General features: G+C 40.2%; 19 protein-coding genes. 9 read left to right on the top strand and 10 right to left on the bottom strand.

All coding sequences use genetic code 11. The annotated features are described in order from the left end of the window. Positions 1–89 precede the first annotated feature (89 nt). Positions 90–2,018, top strand: a complete 1,929-nt coding sequence (locus I6E69_RS09025; RefSeq protein ID WP_197121085.1) for an ATP-dependent DNA helicase RecQ — start codon at positions 90–92, stop codon at positions 2,016–2,018. A 45-nt stretch (positions 2,019–2,063) separates the two neighbouring features. Further along, on the top strand, positions 2,064–2,372 hold the full coding sequence (locus I6E69_RS09020; protein ID WP_197121084.1) for a YkgJ family cysteine cluster protein: 309 nt from the start codon (positions 2,064–2,066) through the stop codon (positions 2,370–2,372). Positions 2,373–2,443: 71 nt separating this feature from the next. Here I6E69_RS09020 and I6E69_RS09015 read toward each other — a convergent pair whose 3' ends face one another. The 4 genes from I6E69_RS09015 to I6E69_RS09000 form a co-directional block, all read right to left on the bottom strand. Beyond that, positions 2,444–4,063 carry a methyl-accepting chemotaxis protein gene (locus I6E69_RS09015; protein ID WP_197121083.1) on the bottom strand — a complete coding sequence of 540 codons (1,620 nt, stop codon included), beginning with the start codon at positions 4,061–4,063 and terminating at the stop codon, positions 2,444–2,446. A gap of 223 nt (positions 4,064–4,286) precedes the next feature. Continuing rightward, a complete protein-coding gene (locus I6E69_RS09010; protein WP_024597791.1) occupies positions 4,287–4,904 on the bottom strand; it encodes a glutathione S-transferase family protein in 618 nt (205 codons plus the stop codon). Between the two features lie 50 nt (positions 4,905–4,954). Continuing rightward, entirely contained in the window at positions 4,955–5,983 is a 1,029-nt protein-coding gene (locus I6E69_RS09005) for an NADP-dependent oxidoreductase (RefSeq protein WP_197121082.1), read from the bottom strand. A 179-nt stretch (positions 5,984–6,162) separates the two neighbouring features. Then, positions 6,163–6,657, bottom strand: a complete 495-nt coding sequence (locus I6E69_RS09000) for a GNAT family N-acetyltransferase (protein WP_197121081.1) — start codon at positions 6,655–6,657, stop codon at positions 6,163–6,165. Positions 6,658–6,806: 149 nt separating this feature from the next. On the opposite strand from I6E69_RS09000, the gene I6E69_RS08995 reads away from it, so the two are divergent. Continuing rightward, on the top strand, positions 6,807–8,012 hold the full coding sequence (locus I6E69_RS08995; protein WP_197121080.1) for an anhydro-N-acetylmuramic acid kinase: 1,206 nt from the start codon (positions 6,807–6,809) through the stop codon (positions 8,010–8,012). A gap of 36 nt (positions 8,013–8,048) precedes the next feature. On the opposite strand, the gene I6E69_RS08990 is transcribed toward I6E69_RS08995, so the two are convergent. Continuing rightward, the gene (locus tag I6E69_RS08990) at positions 8,049–8,534 is read right to left on the bottom strand and encodes a hypothetical protein (protein WP_010554987.1); all 486 of its coding nucleotides are present in this window, start codon (positions 8,532–8,534) and stop codon (positions 8,049–8,051) included. 279 nt (positions 8,535–8,813) lie between these two features. On the opposite strand from I6E69_RS08990, the gene I6E69_RS08985 reads away from it, so the two are divergent. Then, positions 8,814–9,641 (top strand): metal-binding protein, encoded by an 828-nt coding sequence (locus tag I6E69_RS08985; protein WP_197121079.1) that lies wholly within the window; start codon positions 8,814–8,816, stop codon positions 9,639–9,641. 203 nt (positions 9,642–9,844) lie between these two features. Here I6E69_RS08985 and I6E69_RS08980 read toward each other — a convergent pair whose 3' ends face one another. Together I6E69_RS08980 and I6E69_RS08975 are read right to left on the bottom strand one after the other, a co-directional pair. Continuing rightward, positions 9,845–10,972 (bottom strand): zinc-binding dehydrogenase, encoded by a 1,128-nt coding sequence (locus tag I6E69_RS08980; protein WP_007583457.1) that lies wholly within the window; start codon positions 10,970–10,972, stop codon positions 9,845–9,847. 106 nt (positions 10,973–11,078) lie between these two features. Continuing rightward, positions 11,079–11,756 (bottom strand): glutathione S-transferase family protein, encoded by a 678-nt coding sequence (locus I6E69_RS08975; protein ID WP_149603450.1) that lies wholly within the window; start codon positions 11,754–11,756, stop codon positions 11,079–11,081. 174 nt (positions 11,757–11,930) lie between these two features. Between I6E69_RS08975 and I6E69_RS08970 the strand changes: the two genes are divergently transcribed. The 4 genes from I6E69_RS08970 (at position 11,931) to I6E69_RS08955 (ending at position 16,496) form a co-directional block, all read left to right on the top strand. Next, positions 11,931–12,842, top strand: coding sequence for a LysR family transcriptional regulator (locus I6E69_RS08970; RefSeq protein WP_197121078.1), 912 nt, complete (start codon positions 11,931–11,933; stop codon positions 12,840–12,842). Positions 12,843–13,077: 235 nt separating this feature from the next. Beyond that, on the top strand, positions 13,078–15,054 hold the full coding sequence (locus tag I6E69_RS08965) for a hypothetical protein (RefSeq protein ID WP_197121077.1): 1,977 nt from the start codon (positions 13,078–13,080) through the stop codon (positions 15,052–15,054). Between the two features lie 83 nt (positions 15,055–15,137). Then, a complete protein-coding gene (locus I6E69_RS08960) occupies positions 15,138–15,596 on the top strand; it encodes a thioredoxin family protein (RefSeq protein ID WP_138490212.1) in 459 nt (152 codons plus the stop codon). A gap of 453 nt (positions 15,597–16,049) precedes the next feature. Next, positions 16,050–16,496, top strand: a complete 447-nt coding sequence (locus tag I6E69_RS08955; protein ID WP_182692302.1) for a hypothetical protein — start codon at positions 16,050–16,052, stop codon at positions 16,494–16,496. A 123-nt stretch (positions 16,497–16,619) separates the two neighbouring features. On the opposite strand, the gene I6E69_RS08950 is transcribed toward I6E69_RS08955, so the two are convergent. Further along, positions 16,620–17,498, bottom strand: a complete 879-nt coding sequence (locus I6E69_RS08950) for a LysR family transcriptional regulator (protein ID WP_197121076.1) — start codon at positions 17,496–17,498, stop codon at positions 16,620–16,622. Between the two features lie 121 nt (positions 17,499–17,619). On the opposite strand from I6E69_RS08950, the gene I6E69_RS08945 reads away from it, so the two are divergent. Further along, positions 17,620–18,690 carry a YeiH family protein gene (locus tag I6E69_RS08945; protein ID WP_197121075.1) on the top strand — a complete coding sequence of 357 codons (1,071 nt, stop codon included), beginning with the start codon at positions 17,620–17,622 and terminating at the stop codon, positions 18,688–18,690. Between the two features lie 26 nt (positions 18,691–18,716). On the opposite strand, the gene I6E69_RS08940 is transcribed toward I6E69_RS08945, so the two are convergent. Both I6E69_RS08940 and I6E69_RS08935 read right to left on the bottom strand, forming a co-directional pair. Beyond that, positions 18,717–20,024, bottom strand: a complete 1,308-nt coding sequence (locus I6E69_RS08940; protein WP_197121074.1) for a DASH family cryptochrome — start codon at positions 20,022–20,024, stop codon at positions 18,717–18,719. 115 nt (positions 20,025–20,139) lie between these two features. Next, positions 20,140–20,478 (bottom strand): hypothetical protein, encoded by a 339-nt coding sequence (locus I6E69_RS08935; RefSeq protein ID WP_002961307.1) that lies wholly within the window; start codon positions 20,476–20,478, stop codon positions 20,140–20,142. Between the last annotated feature and the right edge of the window lie 173 nt (positions 20,479–20,651).

The following is a 20,651-nucleotide window of genomic DNA, read 5'->3' as shown; positions in this document are numbered from 1 at the left end:
TGCTGAATAAAGGCATATAAGTTATACTCACTTTCTTATAGTTTAGCTGTGCAGTTAAATTGCTGTTAAATACACCGAAAAGGACATTTATGACCACGCCACTAATTCAATCACTTGAGCAGCACTTTGGTTTTAGCCAATTTAGAACAGGGCAACAACAAACTATAGAGCAGCTTTTAAATGGTCAATCGTCGTTGGCTATATTTCCGACCGGTTCGGGTAAATCGTTGTGCTATCAATTAACTGCGTTGCATTTACCAAATTTAACGTTAGTGGTTTCGCCTTTACTTGCATTGATGAAAGATCAAATTAGCTTTTTAAATAGCAAAGGTATTTATGCTGCTAGCCTTGATTCGAGCCAAGATCAAATGCAAAGCAGCACCGTAATGAATGATGTGCGAAATGGTAAAATTAAAGTATTAATGGTGTCGGTTGAGCGCTTTAAAAACGAGCGTTTTAGAGAGTTTATAAGCCAGGTGGCGCTTTCGATGTTAGTGGTAGACGAAGCGCACTGTATATCTGAGTGGGGCCATAACTTTAGACCCGACTACCTTAAACTGCCACGTTACCGCGAAGAGCTTAATATTCCTTTAGTATTGCTGCTTACGGCAACGGCGACTAAAAAAGTTAAACGCGATATGGCAGAGCGATTTGCTATATCGCCTGAGTGTATTGTGCAAACGGGCTTTTATCGCGCCAATTTAGATTTAAGTGTGTTGAGCGTTAAAACCGCCGATAAAAACACCGAGCTTACCAACATTGTGCGCGCGCAAAGTGGCCCTGGTATTGTGTATGTAACGCTACAGCAAAGCGCCGAGCAAGTTGCTAATGTGCTAAGTGCACAAGGTGTGCACGCGGTGGCGTATCATGCGGGGCTTGAAGATACGCTACGCTGGCAAATTCAAGATGACTTTATGGCGGGTAAAATTAACGTAGTGGTGGCAACCATAGCCTTTGGTATGGGTGTTGATAAGTCAGATATTCGTTTTGTTATACATTACGATTTACCAAAATCGATTGAAAACTACAGCCAAGAAATTGGCCGAGCAGGGCGCGATGGCAATCCATCAAACTGCTACACCCTTGCCAATTTAGATGGGCTAAATACGGTTGAAAACTTTGTATATGGCGACACCCCTGAGCTTAGCGGTATTGAATACGTAATTAACGATATTCGCCAAAGCCACCAGCAATGGGAAATGCAAGAATACAGCTTATCAAGCGAAAGTAATATTCGCCAACTGGCACTTAAAACCTTACTTGTACAGCTTGAAATGCAAGGCGCTATAACGCCGCAATATGCCTACTACGCTGATTTTAAGTACAAATTTTTGGTTGATAAAAACGAGCTACTAAGTCAGTTTGACGAGCAACGCCAAGCATTTTTAACACAAATATTTAGCCATACCGATTTTAAAAAAATATGGGGCACGCTAAATTTTGACTCCCTTACGCAAGCCGCGCAGGTTGATCGAAAACGCGTAGTGGCAGCCCTTGATTACCTAGCCGAAAAAAACCTAATAACGCTCGAAACCAAACGTATTACCCAAGTATACAAAGTGCATAGCGAGGTTATAAATAACCCAGAACTTGCCCAGCAACTTCACGACTACTTTAGTGATAAAGAACAAGCCGAAATTAAACGTATTGCTGCACTTGTACGCTTTTTTGAGCTACAAAGTTGTTTAAGCTATAACTTAGCGCGCTATTTTGACGATCAAAATGCACCACAGCAATGTGGGCATTGTAGTGTGTGTAGAGGCCATGCGGTTAAGCTTGAATACTCTATAGAGCCTGCATATATTGACGAGCAACTTATTTATCAAAAGGTGGATGAGTTTTTAGCGCATATGGCAGACAAAGGTAATCATAATGTGGGTATTGAAACCCAATGCCGCTTTTTAGCGGGGATGAGTGTACCGTTATTTGCACGTAATAAAGTGCGCCAATTGAGTGGTTTTGCACTGTGCGAGCAGATGCGTTACAGCGATATAAAAGCAAAACTACTAGCGCGTTAAATTAGTTACTGTATCCTAGTGGCTTATTCAAAAAAGTAAGCCACTATGCCTTATATTGTTATTCCCGTTGAAAATATTTCTACTACCCCAGAGCCTGTTACGTGTGCTAACTGCCAAGCCTGTTGTTGCCAATTAGAAGTGCGCATAGTAACCGACACCGGCGTGCCATTTAACTACATTGAATACGATAAATGGGGCAGCGAAGTAATGAAACGCGCTGACGACGGTTGGTGCCAAGCACTCGACCGCAATACGCTTATGTGCTCCATTTACGAAAACCGCCCATTAGTTTGCCGCGAGTTTGAAATGGCCTCAGACGAGTGTATTACCGAGCGCGATTTAGCGGGTATATAGTCCGCTATTATTAAAGTACATAAACATCAAAGGGGCTTAAAAGCCCCTTTGTTTATTACTTACTATAAAAATTAAACTTTAAAGTAGCTAATATACTTTTTAAGCGTGTTTGAAAGGTCAGCTAATGCAACAGCTTCTTGTGCGTTACTGTTAAGCGACATGCTGGTTTCTTTAGACATACTGGCAATTTCTTCCACGCCGGTACTAATTTGCGCCACGGTGGCTACTTGGTTTGATGTTGATTCAACAATTTCAAGCACGTTACTTAATGAGTCGTTAGCTTGTTGCTGTATTTGATGCAGTAACTCGTTTGCCTCATGGGTAAGCGTTAGGCCATTTTCTACTTGCGGTACTGTGGTTTCCATAGCTGTTACCGACGCTTGCGTGTTTTCTTGTACTTGCAAAATCATCTTTTCAATGTCGCCTGTTGCATCACCAGTACGCTGGGCAAGTTGCCTTACCTCGTCAGCTACAACAGCAAAACCTCGGCCTGTTTCGCCTGCTCTTGCAGCTTCTATTGCCGCATTTAGTGCAAGCAAGTTTGTTTGATCAGAAATACTGCGGATCACACTTAAAATATCGCCAATGTGTTTTACATGTTCTTGCAAAACATTTACTTGGGTAACTGTGGCTTTTACGGTTACTGAAATTTGCTCAATTTCGGCCGCTACTTTTTGCACTGCAATACTACCTTGCTGCGATAGTTGTGCAGTTACTTTTGAGTTATCTTCTGTTTGTTTAACAGAGCCTGCAACTGCATTTATACTGCGGCTCATTTCTTCTAAGCTGCTTACTGCCGAGTTTGTATAGGTTACTTGTGCGTCAGCGGCACTAAGTGCTTGCTGCGAGCCAGACGCTACGCTTGCAGAGTGAGTAGAAAGCTCTTCAGATGAGTTAATAATGCTATCTACAATGGCTTTTAATTTAGATTGCATCACCCCTACAGAAGCCATCATGCTATTTGGGCAACACGACTGTACATCACCTCTTAAATCGCCTTGGGCAATAAGGGCAATTACTTCGGCGGCTTCTTGTGGTTCGCCACCTACTGACTTTCTGATCAGTTGGCTAATAACATACGCAACGCTTGCACCTATTAAAATTGCAAGCGCGGTGAGCGAAATCATCCAAATTTCAAATGAACTGGCAATATCGAGAGTATCAATAGTAGTGGTTTGATTTGCTTGCTCTTGCAGGTTTATAAATTGGTTTATAACATTTAGCCACTGAGTAAATGCAGGGCGCGCATCGGTTAATAAAATGCGTTTAGCTTCGTTTAGGTTTCCTGCATTTTTAGCGTTTATTACACCTTGAATGAAAGGCTGAGTGCGCTGCTCTATTTGATTTATTTTATTAATTAAAGCGCGCTCTTCACTATCCATATCACCCATTAGCTTAGCCATAGCGCGGCTTGACGTTTGGTAAAATGCGTTTAGCTCTCGTATGTTATTTAACACGGTACTTAAACTGCTTTGCTCGGTAATTAGCACTACGTCGCGCACAGCTATTGCTCTGTCGTGTACGCTGCCTCTGAAGTTAATTGCGTAACGTTGCTTTACCGAATTTACGTCGGTCATGTGGGTAATGTTATTATTAATAAGGCTAACGCGCGAAATTCCAATAATGGTTAAAATAATCATCATTGATAAAATTACGCCAAAGCCGGTCGTTAAACGCATGTTTATGGTCATGGTTGATCCCAAGTGTGAGTCAATACGCGCAAGAGCAGCTTGTATTATTAGTGAAAATACTTAAACAATAGCAGCATTATGCCTTATTAATTAAAGTTTTATTAGCAATAAGGTAGGTGATTGTTAATTTAGTTTACAAGCGTAACTTTGGCGGGGCATATTTTACAGGTATTAAAAAAGGGGCTAAATGCCCCTAGTGTTATATAAAATATTATATAAAGGTTTAGTCGTACTTTGCTTCTAGCTCATTAGCTGTATGAAACTTCTCATGGCTTTGCAATTGCTCGTCGTATTTAACAAGGTTTTTAAAGTGCGCTAATTGACCTGAGTTTTTAACTATTTCAACAATAAACGACATCATAAAGTCAGCGCCCGTTAGGGTATCGCCCACTAAATAACGTTTACCTTCTAGGCGGTCGTTAAAGTAGCTAATTACTTTGGCTGTTTCAGCGTCGGCATAGCCTTCTAAAAACTGTGTTTTAGCGCCGTCTTTTAGTACAAACATTTTAAGTAAAAGCGGTAAAATTGCTGAGCTTTCTGCAAAGTGCAGCCATTGCTGGTAGTCAACATATTCAGCGGTATCTACTTTTGGAGCAAATTTACCGTTGCCGTATTTAGTAATAAGGTAGTCGGTAATAGCGCCTGATTCAGCAATAATTAAACCGCCATCTTCAATTACCGGTGACTTACCAAGTTGATGAATATGCTTTAGTTCGTCAGGTGCTAGGAATGTGTCTTTATTACGCTGATAAGCCACAATTTCGTAGTCAACATCTAGCTCTTCTAAAAGCCAAATTATACGTTTAGAACGGGATTTATTTAAATGGTGTAGTTTAATCATGTCAGTCCTTTTGTGGCTTGTAAGGGCTTTGCCTTACAAGCCGTATAAAATTAAAGTGGGTTATTAATTTTAACCACAGTTTTACCAAAGTTTTTACCGCATATCATATCGTTGAACGCGTCTACTGTATTTTCGATGCCTTCTACCATGTGCTCACGGTATTGAATTTTTCCGTCTTGTAGCCACTTTTGCATGTCTTGTGCAAACTCGTCATAACGGTCGCCGTAATCATCAAAAATGATAAAACCTTGCATTTTAATACGCTTAGTAAGTAATTGACCCATTAGCATACCTAAACGGTCTGGCCCTTCTGGCAAGCTAGTAGCGTTGTATTGCGATACTAAACCACACAGTGGTACGCGCGCTGCGGTATTTAGTAATGGTAGTACGGCGTCGAATACTTTTCCGCCCACATTTTCGTAGTAAACATCAATGCCTTTATCGCAGGCTTTTTCTAGCTGCTCCGCAAAGTCATCAGCTTTGTGATCGATACAGGCATCAAACCCTAGTTTTTCAACGGCGTGTGCACATTTTTCGCTACCACCAGCAACACCCACTACTTTACAGCCTTTAATTTTAGCTATTTGACCAACCGTTGCACCTACTGGGCCTGTTGCTGCTGCAACAACTACGGTTTCGCCTTCTTTAGGCTGGCCAATATCAAGTAAACCCATGTAAGCAGTAAAGCCAGGCATACCCATAATACCTAATGCGTATGAAGGGTTTGCAGGCTCTTTACCTAACTGCATTAAGCCTTCGCCGTCGGTAATGGCGTAGTCTTGCCAACCTGTGTAGGCAAGTACCCATTCACCTTCGCTAAACTTATCGTTTTTAGACTCTTCTACTTGGCACACTGTTGCGCCAACCATTACATCGCCAATATTAACTGGGTCAGCGTACGACTTAGCATCGCTCATACGACCACGCATATACGGGTCTAGCGATAGGTAAATAGTGCGTAGTAAAACTTCACCGTCTTTTAAAGCCGGAAGCTCTACCGTTTTTAATTTAAAGTTTTCATCTGTTGGAGCACCATTAGGGCGTGATTCAAGAGTAAGTTGGCGACTAGTCGTAGACATAAAAGATCTCCTATTAATATAAATAAACTACTTACCGAATGTTTACGCTTTAAAAATCGTGTTCAGCTAAACAATAATGCGCGGCTAAGCAGTATGAATATGTACAATGCGTACCTTAATAAAGGAGTTTTGGGCGGGTGGTTGATAATTCAACCTTTGCGCAGATTTAATTAGAGTAATTAGTCTGCTTTGAGCTTACTAAATATATGATTGTTGTAAAATACCCCGTTTTTATAAATGGCCTGTTTAAGCACAGCCTCTTGCTCAAAGCCGCTCTTAGTAAGTGCTTTCATAGAGCCGGTGTTACCAGCAAACACGGCACCAAAAATTCTGTTTAAGTGTGAGCTTGCAAACGCTTCACTGCATATAAGTTCAATAGCGCGAGTAATAATACCTTGCCCCCAATAAGCTTTATTAAGCCAATAACCAATTTCGCCACTGCGGTTGTATTCAAATTCGCCGGGAGTTATACCAATACAGCCCGCAAATTGCCCATTTACAACAATGGCCTTAATAATGCCGTTTTTTGAGCCTTGGCTTATCCACCAGTTTGCATCGGCTTGCGTATACGGAAACGGAATTTTTGACGATAAATAACGCGTTACCTGTTCATCATTTAAGGTGTTAATAATAAAAGGCGCGTCTTGGGCTTTAAACTCTCTGAGGGTGATCATATTTTTTCATAAATTTTTAGTATGCACACTAACTTAACAATCATTTAAGAGTTAAACAATCAGAACCTAAATTAAACGCTTTACGGCTATTACTTTGTTTTAAAGTCCTCTAATATAAGCAAAATATTACACCTATTTTAGATGCCACTATGCACCCTCACATTAAAGCGCTTTATAACAGCGCCCTAAAACCAAGCCGTTTAATTATTGGTTTAATGAGCGGCACCTCGTTGGACGGGCTTGATGTTGCACTGTGTAAAGTAACGGGCGCAGGCTTAAATACACACATTGAGGTTTTAAATTTTACCACCGTTGACTACAACGACGATTATAAAACTAAAATAAAGCAGGTATTTGCCAAAAGAGAGTGTGATTTAGAGCTTGTAACTTTACTGCACCCGTGGGTAGGTAAACTCCATGGCAATATGGTTAATCAGTGCTTAGCTAAGTGGAATATAAACCCAGCAAGTATTGATGTAATAGCAAGTCACGGGCAAACCATTTACCACTGCCCGCAGTCGCAGCATAACCACAAAAGCTTTACTAATGGCACCTTACAAATTGGCGATAGCGACCAAATAGCCGTTACTACGGGTATTACAACCATTGGTGATTTTAGGCAAAAACACATAGCCGCAGGAGGCGAGGGCGCACCACTTGCTGTGTATGGCGATTATTTGTATTTTTCGAGCGCTGCTGAGAGTCGGATTTTGCTAAATATGGGCGGCATAGCTAACTTAACGTTTTTACCCAAAAATGGTGATGCAAACGGTGTGTTTAGCTCCGACATTGGCCCAGGTAATACCATTATGGATGCCTACATACAGCAACATTTTAAAGATATGCATTATGACGATGGCGCAAAAATAGCAAAAGCAGGCAAGGTAAATACATCATTATTAAATGCATTATGTAATAACGCATTTTTTAAACTTCCAATGCCTAAAACCACAGGGCCTGAGGTATTTAACTTAGCGTATTTAAACGCTGCACAGCAGCTTACAAATACACAGCACTTAAGCCATGAAGATGTAATGGCCACCTTAAATATCTTTACAGCAACCACTATAGCAAATGCATTAAACGAGTGTGCAGAGCGCGAACAAAATTGTGTGGTGTATGCAAGTGGTGGGGGTATTCATAACCCATTACTAATCGCGCAACTTACAACGCTTTGCCCACGTATTAAGGCTTTTAAAAATACTGATGATTTAGGTATAAACCCCGACGCAAAAGAGGCTGTGTTATTTGCTATTTTAGCAAACGAATGCCTAGCCGGAGAGCAGCAACACCTAAGTAACACCGCACAAGGTATTGCGGGAGTTACTATGGGTAAAGTAAGTTTTGCAGACTAATAACTTATAAGTCGCGTAATTTAAGTGCAGCCAGCATTAAAACAGCGATAAAAACGTAGAACCCATACTCGCAAAGTAGCTACGAACGCCCTGTGACTTGGTATGTTCAGTTTTTATTTGCTCAGGAATATAGCCTTGCTCAAATGCTTTAATGTACACATCGAGTTGCTGGCTTTCTTTTAAGGTCGTGTTTTTTCCGTGCAGCATCATTTGCACTACAAAACACTGGCTTTGTGTAATGTTACTTAAAGTAAGATTTACAGTACCAGATTCAAGGTCTGCATTGCTCAGCGTTTTTTCAGTAAAATACTGCGCCCCACGCGCACTGGGCTGCGTTGCACTTAGTGAAATAACATCGCTCTCATTTGCGCCATCAGGCAACACACACTGCAGCGTAATGTTATGCGCAGCATTGGCTTTTAGCGATAGCTTTTCATATTCCATAGCGTGGCTCATCGCCGCAGACATAGAATCATCAAATGATTGCAGTGCAAATGTTAGTTGCACTAAGGGTGTACTCATCTTACTTAATCTTCTTGAGTCTATTCATTTATCGGATAGAGATTATCGCGGATCAAAGTTACAGATTTATGACTAATTGCATTATTTAGTACAATTATTGAGTAGTTTGATCAAAGAGGATCTTTTTGTTTTCGTGTTCAAATAAAACTAACGAAGCACGCTTTTTATTCCCTCCAATTTTTACAGAGTTAATTAACAAACTTAGTATTAGCGATCTCTTACATAATTTGTTAAAACCAACTCAAGAAATTATTAACTCATTACACAAGGACGTTAAATATGGGAAGCTATAGTAAGAGCATATCAAAGCGATTTGAGCATACAAAAATTCAAGCTGGGTTTTGCTTGATTTGCGGTATTTACGGCCGGCTTTCTCAAGACCATGTACCTCCAAAAGGTGCGATAACAATAACTAAGGTTGAGCAGCGTCATATTACAGAGTTGATGGAGGTTGAAGCATCAAGAGTTAAAGGCGTACATTCACCAAATGGTAGTAAGTTCAAAACTATTTGTCATAATTGTAATAATACTCACCTAGGTGGTAACGATGATGAAGTTGCTAGGGTCTGTAAATCTCTAACATTGCAAATAAAGGATTATTTCTTTCATAGTGGCAGCCCATACACACTTATCAATACAAATATTGATGCTAAAAAGTTTTCAAGGGCAATGATTGGTCATGTTCTGGCCGCAACTTCGGTTAAAGAATGTAAAGATGAGCCACAGTATTCGCCTTATTTTCAGCCACTAAAAAATTTTGTTCTTGGTGAAGATAGCGCTATTGATGACACTCACGATATATATTATTGGTATTACCCTTATAATAAACATTTAAGCGCGAAGTGTGTTGGGTTTTATAACAATGGAAATATTTCTACTGTCAGTTTATTAAGCTTTTTTCCAATCGCATTTATGGTAACTAAGAAAAATGAAGGTATATATCCAGCTCATGCACGGAAACTAATGTTAACCGATAGGAAAATATGTCTAGATTTAAACTCAAGGGGTTACGAGTTTGCAGAATTCCCATTTCATGGATTAAAGGGTAACCAGATGATGGCATTAGCCGACTATCAAACAATAGTCAGTTACCCAATTGGGCAGTAATCATCAGTAAGATCTTCATCACTCAATATTGATAGCGAATGAAAGGCAATCTAGACGTTATCTTAAATCTTGGACTTTAAGTAGTTACAAAGTAGTTTTTTTATTACGACAAAAAAGCAGATACCTAATTAGCATCTGCTTTTAAATTGTACAACCACAGTGCTAAGCGCTGTGGTTTTTAATTTTTAACGAAGAATATTTAATTAAGCTTGAGGTTTAATTAAGTACTTCTCGCCGGTAGCTTGTTTAGAATAAGCGGCAATTGACTGTAAATGTAATACCTCAGCTAATGACACTTCGTGCGTGTAATTGCTCGCAAATGTAGTGGTGATTTCATCAGCAACGCGTTTGCGCATTTTCATTACTGTATCTGTGCCTAATTTACCTAAAGCATTAAATAACAAGAACCCGTTTACAGCCCAAGCAAAGCCAAAGTTACGGTTTAATGTAATAGGGCCGCGGTCTAGTGCGCCGTAAATGTACACTTGTTTAAATGTATCAGAGCCATAAATTGTGTGCTCTTTCATATCGCGCGCAGCTGCAACTTCCATACAGTTAAGAATGTCACTTGTTAGTTGGCCGCCACCAATAGGGTCGAACGCTATAGTTGCACCGGTTTCGATTATTGCAGCTGTTAGGTCAGCAAGAAAAGTGTCGCTGCTTGAGTTAACAATATATTTTGCACCCATATCGCGCAGTAATTTTTCTTGTTCTGGTTTGCGAACAATATTAATTAAATCAACGCCATCGGCAATACAAATACGGTTTAGCATTTGGCCAAGGTTAGAAGCCGCTGCGGCGTGAATAATAGCTTTATGGCCTTCAGCGCGCATGGTTTCTACCATTGCTAGTGCGGTAAGTGGGTTAACAAAAGATGATGCACCTTCTTTTGCAGTAGTCCCTTCTTTTAGCTCTAGACAACTTTGTACATTGGCACATATAAATTGACGATACGTACCGCCGCCAATTACTGCAACGGTTTTACCCATTAATGCTTGTGCAGCAGGTGATGACCCCGCAGCTACTACGGTGCCTGCGCCTTCATTACCTACGGGGGTTGCTTTTCCAACACGGGTTTTAAGTGATGGCATAAATTGAGCTGGAACATCGGCAGTAATTACTGGGTCTTCATCAGTACCCGATTGTTTTGCAGTAGACATATCAGCTGCGCTGAATAAAACGCCTAAGTCTGATGGGTTTAATGGTGCAGCTTCAATACGAATAACCACTTCATCGGCATTTGGCTTTGGCATCTCGATGTTTTTTAAGGCAAGTGTTAGTTTATTGTCTTCGCTGATAGTTGAAGTAAGTTGGATATTTTTATCTGTCATAGGTGTCTCCTGCAAAGAATTAAATTTGTTAAGCCAATAACATTATTGTATTGGCGATACTGAGTTAGTAATTGAAATTTAGAATAGATATTTTTATAGCTATGCGTTATTTAGCGTTTGCTGCTTGAATTTGCGCTTTCACTTTTTGCATAAATTCAGCCATATTTGATTGCCGATCGGCCTCTATGCTTTGGGCAATGGCTAATTGGCTCATTGATTCGTTCCACTCTTTCATGCCGGGTACTTGTGCTAGTACATCCCAATCAAGCTGGCTTGAGCCAAATGCGCTAACTATGGTGTTTACGTAATAAACGTAAATGTCTGCCATTGTGAATTGCTCGCCTGCAATCCAAGGTGAAAACTTACACACGCTACTCAAAGCGGTTACGCCACGCGTTAATACTTGGCGTACTTCGGCTTTAGTTGTGTCGGTTACTTCAGCGCCTGAAAATACATAAGGGATGAACCGTCTGCTTGGCAGTTCAAAATAAAGCTCTGCCATTTTCATAATTTGACGTACAACTGCGCGCTCACCTGCATCTGTAGGATATAGCGGGGTTTGTGGGTACGACTCTTCAATAAAGTCGCAAATAACACTCGACTCAGAAATATTAAGGCCATTAGCTGTTGTGATTGCAGGCACTTTGCCTGCAGGGCTGATTGCTAGTAACTCTTCACTACCGCCGTAAACAAGGTGTTCTTTAAATGGCAGTTGTTTGTGTAAAAGTACATGTTTAACTAGGTTGTAATAGTTACTAGCAGCAAAACCGTGCAAAGTAATCATAAGTCAGCTTTCCATTATTAACGTGAAGATACTCATTGCCAAAAAATGCAATTTAAGTCCCTGTCTTTAGGTTGAGTACATTATTACTTGTTTTAATTTGCTTATATATAGGGGAAAATGCGAATCACTTTTGTCTTTAAGACAATAAAGCATTTTATTTAATGGAGAGGCAACTTGGATCAACTAAAAGCCATACGGTATTTTATCAAAGTGGTTGAAACGGGCAGTTTTACCAAAGCCGCCAAAGCTTTTGGTGTGCCGCCTTCGTCGTTGTCGAGGCGAGTTGCTGATTTAGAAAAAAGCCTAGGTGCGACGCTTTTAAAGCGCTCGACCCGCATAGTTAAATTGACCGAAGTTGGGCAAATTTACTATAACGATGTTCAGCAAATATTAAATCAGCTAGAGCAAAGCCACGAAACTGTACGCAGTTATCAAACAACACCAATGGGGCGATTATGCATAAGCTCAATGGTGAGTTTTGGTGACAAAATATTACTGCCTCTGCTTGATGAATTTAGCGCGCTATACCCTGAAATTATATTAGATGTTAGCTTAAGTGATGAGCTGTCGACACTTGGGCGTGACGATGTTGATATTGCTATTCGCGGTGGCTATGCGCCAAATGAGCGCGTGCTAGCAATAAAACTAATGGATAACGGCTTTATTCCTGTTGCGTCACCCTGCTATTTACAAAAATACGGTGTGCCCACTAATGTTATGGAATTAAAGGGCCACAGTGGCCTTTATTTTAAAACGCCAGCGGGGCCAACGCCGTGGTTATGTAAAGTGGATGAGCAATGGCACGACGTTTCTGGGCCTGCGGTCGCTATTTCAAATAACGGATCGTGGCTGGCTAAAAAAGCGTGTAATGGCGAGGGCATTTTAATGTCAACTCGGTGGGCGCTCGACTCATACCTTGAGTCTGGCCAGTTGCAAGAGCTTAAGTTTGAGCATGAATTAGCGATAAGCCAAAATGCGACTATGGCGGTTTATTTGTTGTATCAAAAGCAGCGCTATTTAGTACCAAAGGTAAAGGCGGCGGTCGACTTTTTAGTACAAAGAATAAAAGAAACAAATGAAGAGTAATGAGCGAGCAGAATAGCGCTTAAGACTCAGCTGGGTAGTAGATAAATAGAGTGGTGAATTGGTGAATTGGTGAATTGTCGCATGGCGCTGCGCTTATTCGATTTAGATTTATGCTTATTTAATTTATTAATGGGTTGTTTGTATAAATAATAGGTAAAAAACGTCTCCTTAAGCTAAAGCTTTTAATGCTGCGTCCGATAAATTACTTAATAGGGCTTAGCGATTAAGGATAATCATGGTTAATAATGCACTTGGCAGCCAGTCTAATTTAAGCACTTTACTTGCCCAATCAGTTAATAACGCTAACCAAGCCTCTGTGAGTCCTTCGCTACACACCAGCAGCGACCTTCAAGCTATTAATGATTTACAAACTAACGAGTCAAAAATAACCGATGGGTTATTAAACCAGTTAAATAATGAAACTCTTGATGAAGCACTAGCCAGTAATCAAAAGGTAGAGGACGTTTTAAAGCAGCAACTTACCTCGTTATTTACTATTTCAAGCACGCCCAGCATGCTTAACTATAAACTCTCCGATGAAGAACTCGCCCTGCGCACCGTAATAAGCTCTCAGCATGAGGGGTTATTAAAAAACGAAAATAGCACCCAATTAATTGAGCGATTAAATACGTCGGTTAAAAATATTCGGGGTGCTTATGCTAATACCAGCGATATTTTATCGAGTTTAGGTCAGCTTGGGCATGAGCAAAAAACGTTTTTAGCCTCAAGCCAGCAACGTGTAGAGCGCTCACTTAATCCATACATGGAAAGCCTTAATCGCGCAAAATACGAGGATGACGATAACTACCTGTTTGAGCTCTCGGTAAAAACTAAAGAGGGTGATGTTATAAACATTACCTTTAACTCATCGCAAGGTTATGACGAAGAAACAGGTGAAGCGATAGATGGCTTTGGTATAAGTTACGAAGTTAATGGCAATTTATCTGAGGCTGAACATACGGCTTTAACGCAGGTTATGTCGGGTGTTGGTGAAATGGCCGATGAGTATTTTAAAGTAAGCGAAAACTCATTTAACCCTATTACTCTGTCAAATCAATCAGACATGAGCTTAGACTTTTTAGCAGGCTTTAATAGTCAGCAGCTAGCGGGTTTTAATGTGTCGTTTTCAACAACGCAAAATGATGCGCTTGATTCTGGTGAGAGTACACTTGATTTAAGTTACTCCATTGATGAAGCATCAAACCAGCAAGCACTTGTGTTTAAAGCCGAGAGTGGGAAAAACGACATTGATTTTGCACTCGATATGTCAACCATTGGCGCTAAAGACACGCAGCAAATGCAGCAGTATTTAGCGTCGCTTGATCAAAGCTTAGAAGATAGCCGAGTAAACAGTACCGAGGATAGTAAAGACTCGGCATTTGGGCGCAAAGGCGATGATGCAATGCAGCAAGGTTTCTCGCTGTTTAAAAGTGCTTTTACGAGTATGTCGTCGGCGGCTGAGCGTTATAGCAATTTGGAGTCACTTGCAGATCAGCAATTTAATGACGGGCGCGCCATGGTTGCCGATTTAGTTAATAACATGATTACAAACGATGCCCGTTACCAAGGGCTTAATAATAAGGCGCCAAATACATTAGGAGCGGGTATTTCTAAGCTCGCTGATTTTGATGCCACGTTTTCTTATGTACTGGATAATGGCGACTATCAACCTAAAAGTACCATTGAGCTAAGCCAAGTAACTGAACAAGCCCAATTAGGGGATCTTAGCGGTGTAACGCAAAGTAAAAATGTAAGTAGCCATTTTGATTATCAATACAGTCGCCCTGATTATTACGACAAAGAAGAGAGTTATAACGTAGGTACCGCCGTTAAAAATAAAGAACTTGTGGGGCTTGATCAGTCACACGAGGTTGATGTTGATACAAAAATGTTTGAGTTTAATCCGCAAACTAATCAATACGAGCTGCAAATGGCGATGCAAGAACAAACCATTAGCAAAAGTGACATTCGCTTAATTGACGATATTTGGCTCGAAGAAAACGAAAACAGCTACTCTATGCATAAAAAAGAGCGCGATGAGAATGATGAGAGTGATGACAAGCAAGACGATTTTATAGAAACGAACCGCCACTCGCATACTAAGCTTGTAACCTTAATTGGTGATTTAGATAAGCTAGCTGAGAATAAAGACGTAAGGCGAGAATATTTAACTAACTTATCGCAAGTAAACTTTTTTATGGATAAAAAGTAACGCCTGAGAGCTGTTCACTCCACACTCAATATTGGGTATAGTCGTTTGATACCTAAATTAATACCTAAATTAAGAGCAACCTTATGTTTAAACAATTAATTTTACTGTGCGCTTTAAGTATGCCGCTTGTAAGCTGCGCTGCTACGGCGCCATTTTCGGGCGAGATAAGTACGCAAGCACTGTTAAGCGACTACGACAAATTTAACGAACAATACAAGGCGTATACACCAACAGCACAAGATATAGCCCTAATGCAAAAACTAGAAGGCAAAGAGCTTATTGTATTATTTGGAACGTGGTGCCATGACAGCGAGCGCGAAGTGCCAAAGCTTATTAAGTTGCTAGATGAATCTAAAGTTACACTTGCCAGTATTGACTATGTGGCCGTAGGTTACAACAAGCAAGACGATGCAGGCATTGCACAGGCTCACGACTTACAATACACGCCAACGTTTATTGTTAAACAAAATGGCAAAGAGTTAGTGCGCGTAATTGAAAAGCCAACGGGTACGTTAGCGCAAGATCTAACTCAGGGGTTGTAAGGTCTATTCTTATGCTATGGCAATTCAATTAAAAGGATGTATAAAGGTTGGTTTTCTGTGATTTGTTGCTAATTATAGCCTGTCATTTAACGTCAATTAAGTAAGCGTTTTGTGAGCATCAACCCGCGATTTTATTTATAATTAATATGGATATTTATGAAGTGCAAAAAGTGTAAATCAGGAATTACCTCCCCAATTGTTAAAACGACAAATATTAACGGGACTCCAATCGCGTCATCATCTTGCCCAGTCTGCGGTGAAAATTTAGATGGTTCAAAAAGGTATTGGGTTTTATTAATTATTTTACTTATCGGCATTGGTGTAGCATCAAGGTATTTTTCTTAACTCTAGTTATATTACCTACACATGTGAATGAGCAAGACTTTGGTTTTGATTATTAGTCTTTTATTTTATCCGACTGATTTAGTCTTTTACATAAAAGTTATGTGACTTATGAAATTAATGCGAACTGAAAAAGTTCAATTGTGGTTTATGATAAATGCCAACAAATTGTATGTAGCTGCAGCTGTTTTTGGTGCTATTTTTGTGTTGATTTGGGGGGATGCTTCTCAATGGAAATACGAGGAAGATAAAAATCACTTCAGCACCTTTTTTTCATCCATTGATAGCCGAATTAGTTTTGTAAGGCATGGTTATTCAGGTACCAGTTTAAGAGTCGTTGTGAATTTTGATGCCGAAGGGCTCACTCTTGATGAAATTAAAAATATAACTCCAAAATATAAACATTTGATTCTTGAGCGCATTTGCAATGATTTAGAGAGTTTGAAAGTTTTAGAAGACGGCTACTATTTTGATGTGGATTTAAGGGATACCAGCTCTGAACACATGTTCAAAAATTATTTTAATTTAATAGTAAAGCATGAAAGGTGTATCACGTAACACAAGTGAGTTTTAACTTAGCTAATAGGCATTAGAAAGACTAAAGGGCTCAAATTTTGACTTCAAAGATTAAACTTTATGTAAATTTGCTACTGGTGCCTTACTACTTACAGATTGCGAGCATTATTCACTAAACAGGCTTTTTTCGAATGCTTGCGCAGCATGTGAAGACGGTCTGTCTTTATAATGCAGTTGATAAAGTGGCCGAGAGAGTTGCTCGTTATTTTTTTGGCTCAGGCGTGTTAATTTGCCTAGCTGCACTAAATCCTCAGTAACTACATTTGGCAATAAAGCGACCCCCATACCTTGAGCAACAGCCCTTGCTATGGCTTCATTGCTGCCCAATTGCATACTGCGCTCTGCTATTACACCATGTTGGGCTAATAACTTTACCGACATTTCTAAAGTGCCCGAGCCCGGCTCGCGCAGTAGCCAAAACTGTTTGTTTAACCATGCTTTTAAGTCTTTCGTGGGCTTAAAGTTACTCGGTATAACAACACTCATCAAATCGTTTTGCCAGTGCTTACTTATAATATGCGGCTCGGTAGGTGTGCCCTCAACCAGTGCTAAATCGATAGTGCATTCAAGTAGAGCGTGCTCAATTTGCGCGGTATTAGCAACTTGTACTTCTACTTTTATATGGGGGTATTGTGCGCAAAAATTGGCTAAATAGGGCGGTAGCCAATAGCTGGCAATGGTTGTACTGGTGCCTATAACGAGTGTGCCGCGCTTAAGCCCTGTGCGTGATTTAATATCTTCAATGGCGGCTTTTTCAATGGCAAAAATGCTACGTGCATGATCATACAAGGCTTGGCCACCCTCGCTTAAGGTAAGTTTTTTGCCTTTAGATGCACGCTCTATAAGTTGAATATTTAATTGGTGCTCAAGCTCTTTTAGCGCTTTAGATACAGCGGGTTGGCTTATAAAAAGCGCCTCGGCTGCGCCTGAAAAACTGCCAAGCTTTGCTACCGTATAAAACACCCTAAGTGCATGCAAGTTCATTGTGTCTCTCAAATTACATAACTTTAAGTTATCAAATCATGATTTTAATGTATTGGAGTTATATTTTGCGCTTTCTTAAAATGAAGTCAACAGTTTAACGTTGTTCAATTGAGAGAATATTATGCTTAGCGCTATTAAAAATTTGGGTATTAATACTAAGCAATATGGCGATACGCGCTGGTGGTTAGGTATGCTGCTGGTGGTTGTTTTGGCGGGAGCATCTGTTGCATTAAGTAAGTTACCCGTAATGCAAAGTGCCCAGTTTAGCTCTTTAACGATTGGTATTGTGCTTGGCATTATTGTGGGTAACAGTGTGTTTTCGCGCATTGCTACGCAAACCGATATAGGTGTTGATTACGCTAAAAGTATATTGCTTAAAGCGGGGGTTGTGTTGTTTGGGTTTAGAATTACCTTTGCGCAAGTAGCGGGCGTAGGCTGGGAAGGCTTATTAACCGATGTTGTAATGCTGTTAGGCACATTTATTTTGGCAGTGCAGCTAGGTAAGCGCGTATTTAAGCTTGATGAACAAACAACCATATTAATTGGCGCGGGTAGTTCTATTTGTGGTGCCGCTGCGGTTATGGCAACTGAGCCAGTTATAAAAGCGCAGGCGCATAAAGTATCGGTAGCGGTGGCAACGGTGGTGGTGTTTGGCACGTTAAGCATGTTCGCCTACCCAATTATGTTTGATTACATGGGATTGAGCGAGCACGCTTACGGTATTTTTGTAGGCTCAACTATTCATGAAGTAGCGCAAGTGGTTGCAGCGGGCACAGCTGTAAGCGCCAATGCTGCAGATACCGCCGTTATAGAAAAAATGCTAAGGGTGATGATGCTTGCGCCATTTTTAGTGGGCTTATCGTTTTGGCAAAGTAAAAAGCATGCTAAAACAAACAATAACGTGCATGGCGGCAAGCAAAAAGCGGGTATTACAATCCCTTGGTTTGCTGTGTTATTTATTGTGGCAAGTGGTGTGCATTCACTCTCTATTATTCCTCAAGTGGCTACAAGCGCAGTTGTTTGGTTTGATAATATATTACTCACCATTGCGATGGTGGCTTTAGGTTTACGCACACATGTTGGCGCTATTCGCCAAGCGGGTATAAAACCGCTGTTATTAGCAGGCTGTTTATTTTTGTTTTTAACCTTGGGTGGTTACGCTATTAATATAGGTATTGCTGAGCTGTTTTAAATATAATCTGCTGGAGGTAAATTGGCTTAAATAGGCCAATCTACCTCGTTTAAGTGATCAAGCTGCTCTGTTTTATTATTGTGCCCTTGCCATTTATTGGTATAAGTACCATTTGGATCAAACTGCGCCGTTTGCTTTTGTATATTAAAGTGGCGGCCGCCCCGCGGGTCAACCCCTACACCGGCTATGTACTGCCAGTTGCCCCAGTTAGCCGCTACGTCGTAATCAATCAACTGCTGCTCAAAATAGGCTGCGCCGTATCGCCAATCAAGGTCAAGCTCGTTTACTAAGCAGCTTGCTGCAATTTGCCTTGCTCTATTTGATATATAACCCGTAGCGTTTAGCTCGTTCATAATGGCATTGACTAATGGGTAGGGTGTTGAGCCATTACACCACGTAGCAAATCGGCTTGGCATAAATGTAGTAAGGGGTTTTGTTTGCTTTTGACCTTTAAAGCTAAACAGGCTTTTACCGGCCTTAAGTGCATGCCATTTAAAATATTCTCGCCATAGCAATTCAAATTTAATCCAGTAAGTAGACTCGTTTACCGTGTTGCTTTGCTCGTAATCCTCCACGGCTTTATACACTTGTTTTGCACTTAAACAGCCAAATGCAAGCCAAGTACTAAATTTGGTCGTGTTGTTAAAGCCATCAAGCTCGTTGCGAGTCGTTTTATAAACGCTAGGCATTGCGCCTGCAAAGTACTGCCTTAAATGTGCTTGCGCACTTTTAAACCCGCCATGCATTACACCATTATTTGCTATACGCTCTAAAGGTTTTTTAGCGCACAAGGTTATTGGTTGAGGGAGCAAACCGTTTGGTAAAGTAGAAGGTATAATAGGGTTATTAGTGGCCTCTACCTTTTTACGAAACGGGGTAAAGTGTTTAGGTAATTCGTTTAAATCAAAGGGTAGGTCACTTTGTTTAAAGAGCGTGTCTTGCTGCGACCCTGTAAACTGTACATTGGGACAATGTGCTTTGAGTAAGTTTATTTGGCGTTGCTCGTACAGGCCAAATTGCTCGCTGTATACAACTTTATCTATATTTTTCTCATTAATACGCGCTTTCAAAAGCGATACAGGTTCGCCTTCAAGCACATGCAGGGTTTGCCCGCGCTCAATAAGTGCTTGTTGTAGTTCGTACAAGCATTGCATTAAAAACTGCTGTTTGTGCACGCCATATGGCTTTTGTTGATAGTTATTATTTTTAAACCAGTGCGGGTTTATAACAAATACAATATCAAGCGCGCATTGCTCAGTAGCAAGTTCGCTTAAAATAGGGTTGTCGTCTATTCGTAAATCGTTTTGTAGCCAATATAAAATGCGTTTGCTCATAGGTTTGCTCAGGTTTTTAAACTCTAAAGCTTTACGAAGCAAAAGCGGGTAGGGATTGATTTTCACTTGTATTTAATTAAGAAAGGATGAGCAAGTGTGACTTGCTCATATAGGTTTACTTAGAAGAATGAGTTGCTTGGCGTATATTTTTAGATATATAGGCAATTAAATAAACAAAAATAGTTAGTGGTAAACCAAGTACAAATAAGGCAATTTTATACTTATTTGCAATAGTTGATTTAGGTAATGTTATTGCGAAGCAAACGCTCATGGCTAACCAAAAGAAAGCTAAAAGTGGTGATATGTTTGATTGAGAGTTAGCTAAATCACATGTGCCAAATGAAATACTGGCAATAGATGCGTTACCTATTTCTATACACTCGTTGCTGTTGATAAGGCTTAATGTAATTACTGTTATGGTTAATACTAATAATAGAGGTAATAAGTGTTTCATATTTTCTTCCTTAATTGTTTAATTTTATGGGTTGCTCTACAGCGCCTAAACAAATTAAAACGATTGGCAAAAAATAACGATAACAAAGCCATTAACTAGGGCGTGTTGATCTTTGTGGTATGAAAAACAAACAGCATGAAGATAAGGTATAATTGAATTCGCCAGAAAACTTT

It is taken from the genome of Pseudoalteromonas sp. NZS100, from assembly GCF_015864815.1.
Lineage (GTDB): Bacteria > Pseudomonadota > Gammaproteobacteria > Enterobacterales > Alteromonadaceae > Pseudoalteromonas > Pseudoalteromonas distincta.
The sequence above is the reverse complement of the archived record's forward strand: the minus strand, read 5'-3'. Positions and strand labels throughout refer to the sequence as shown.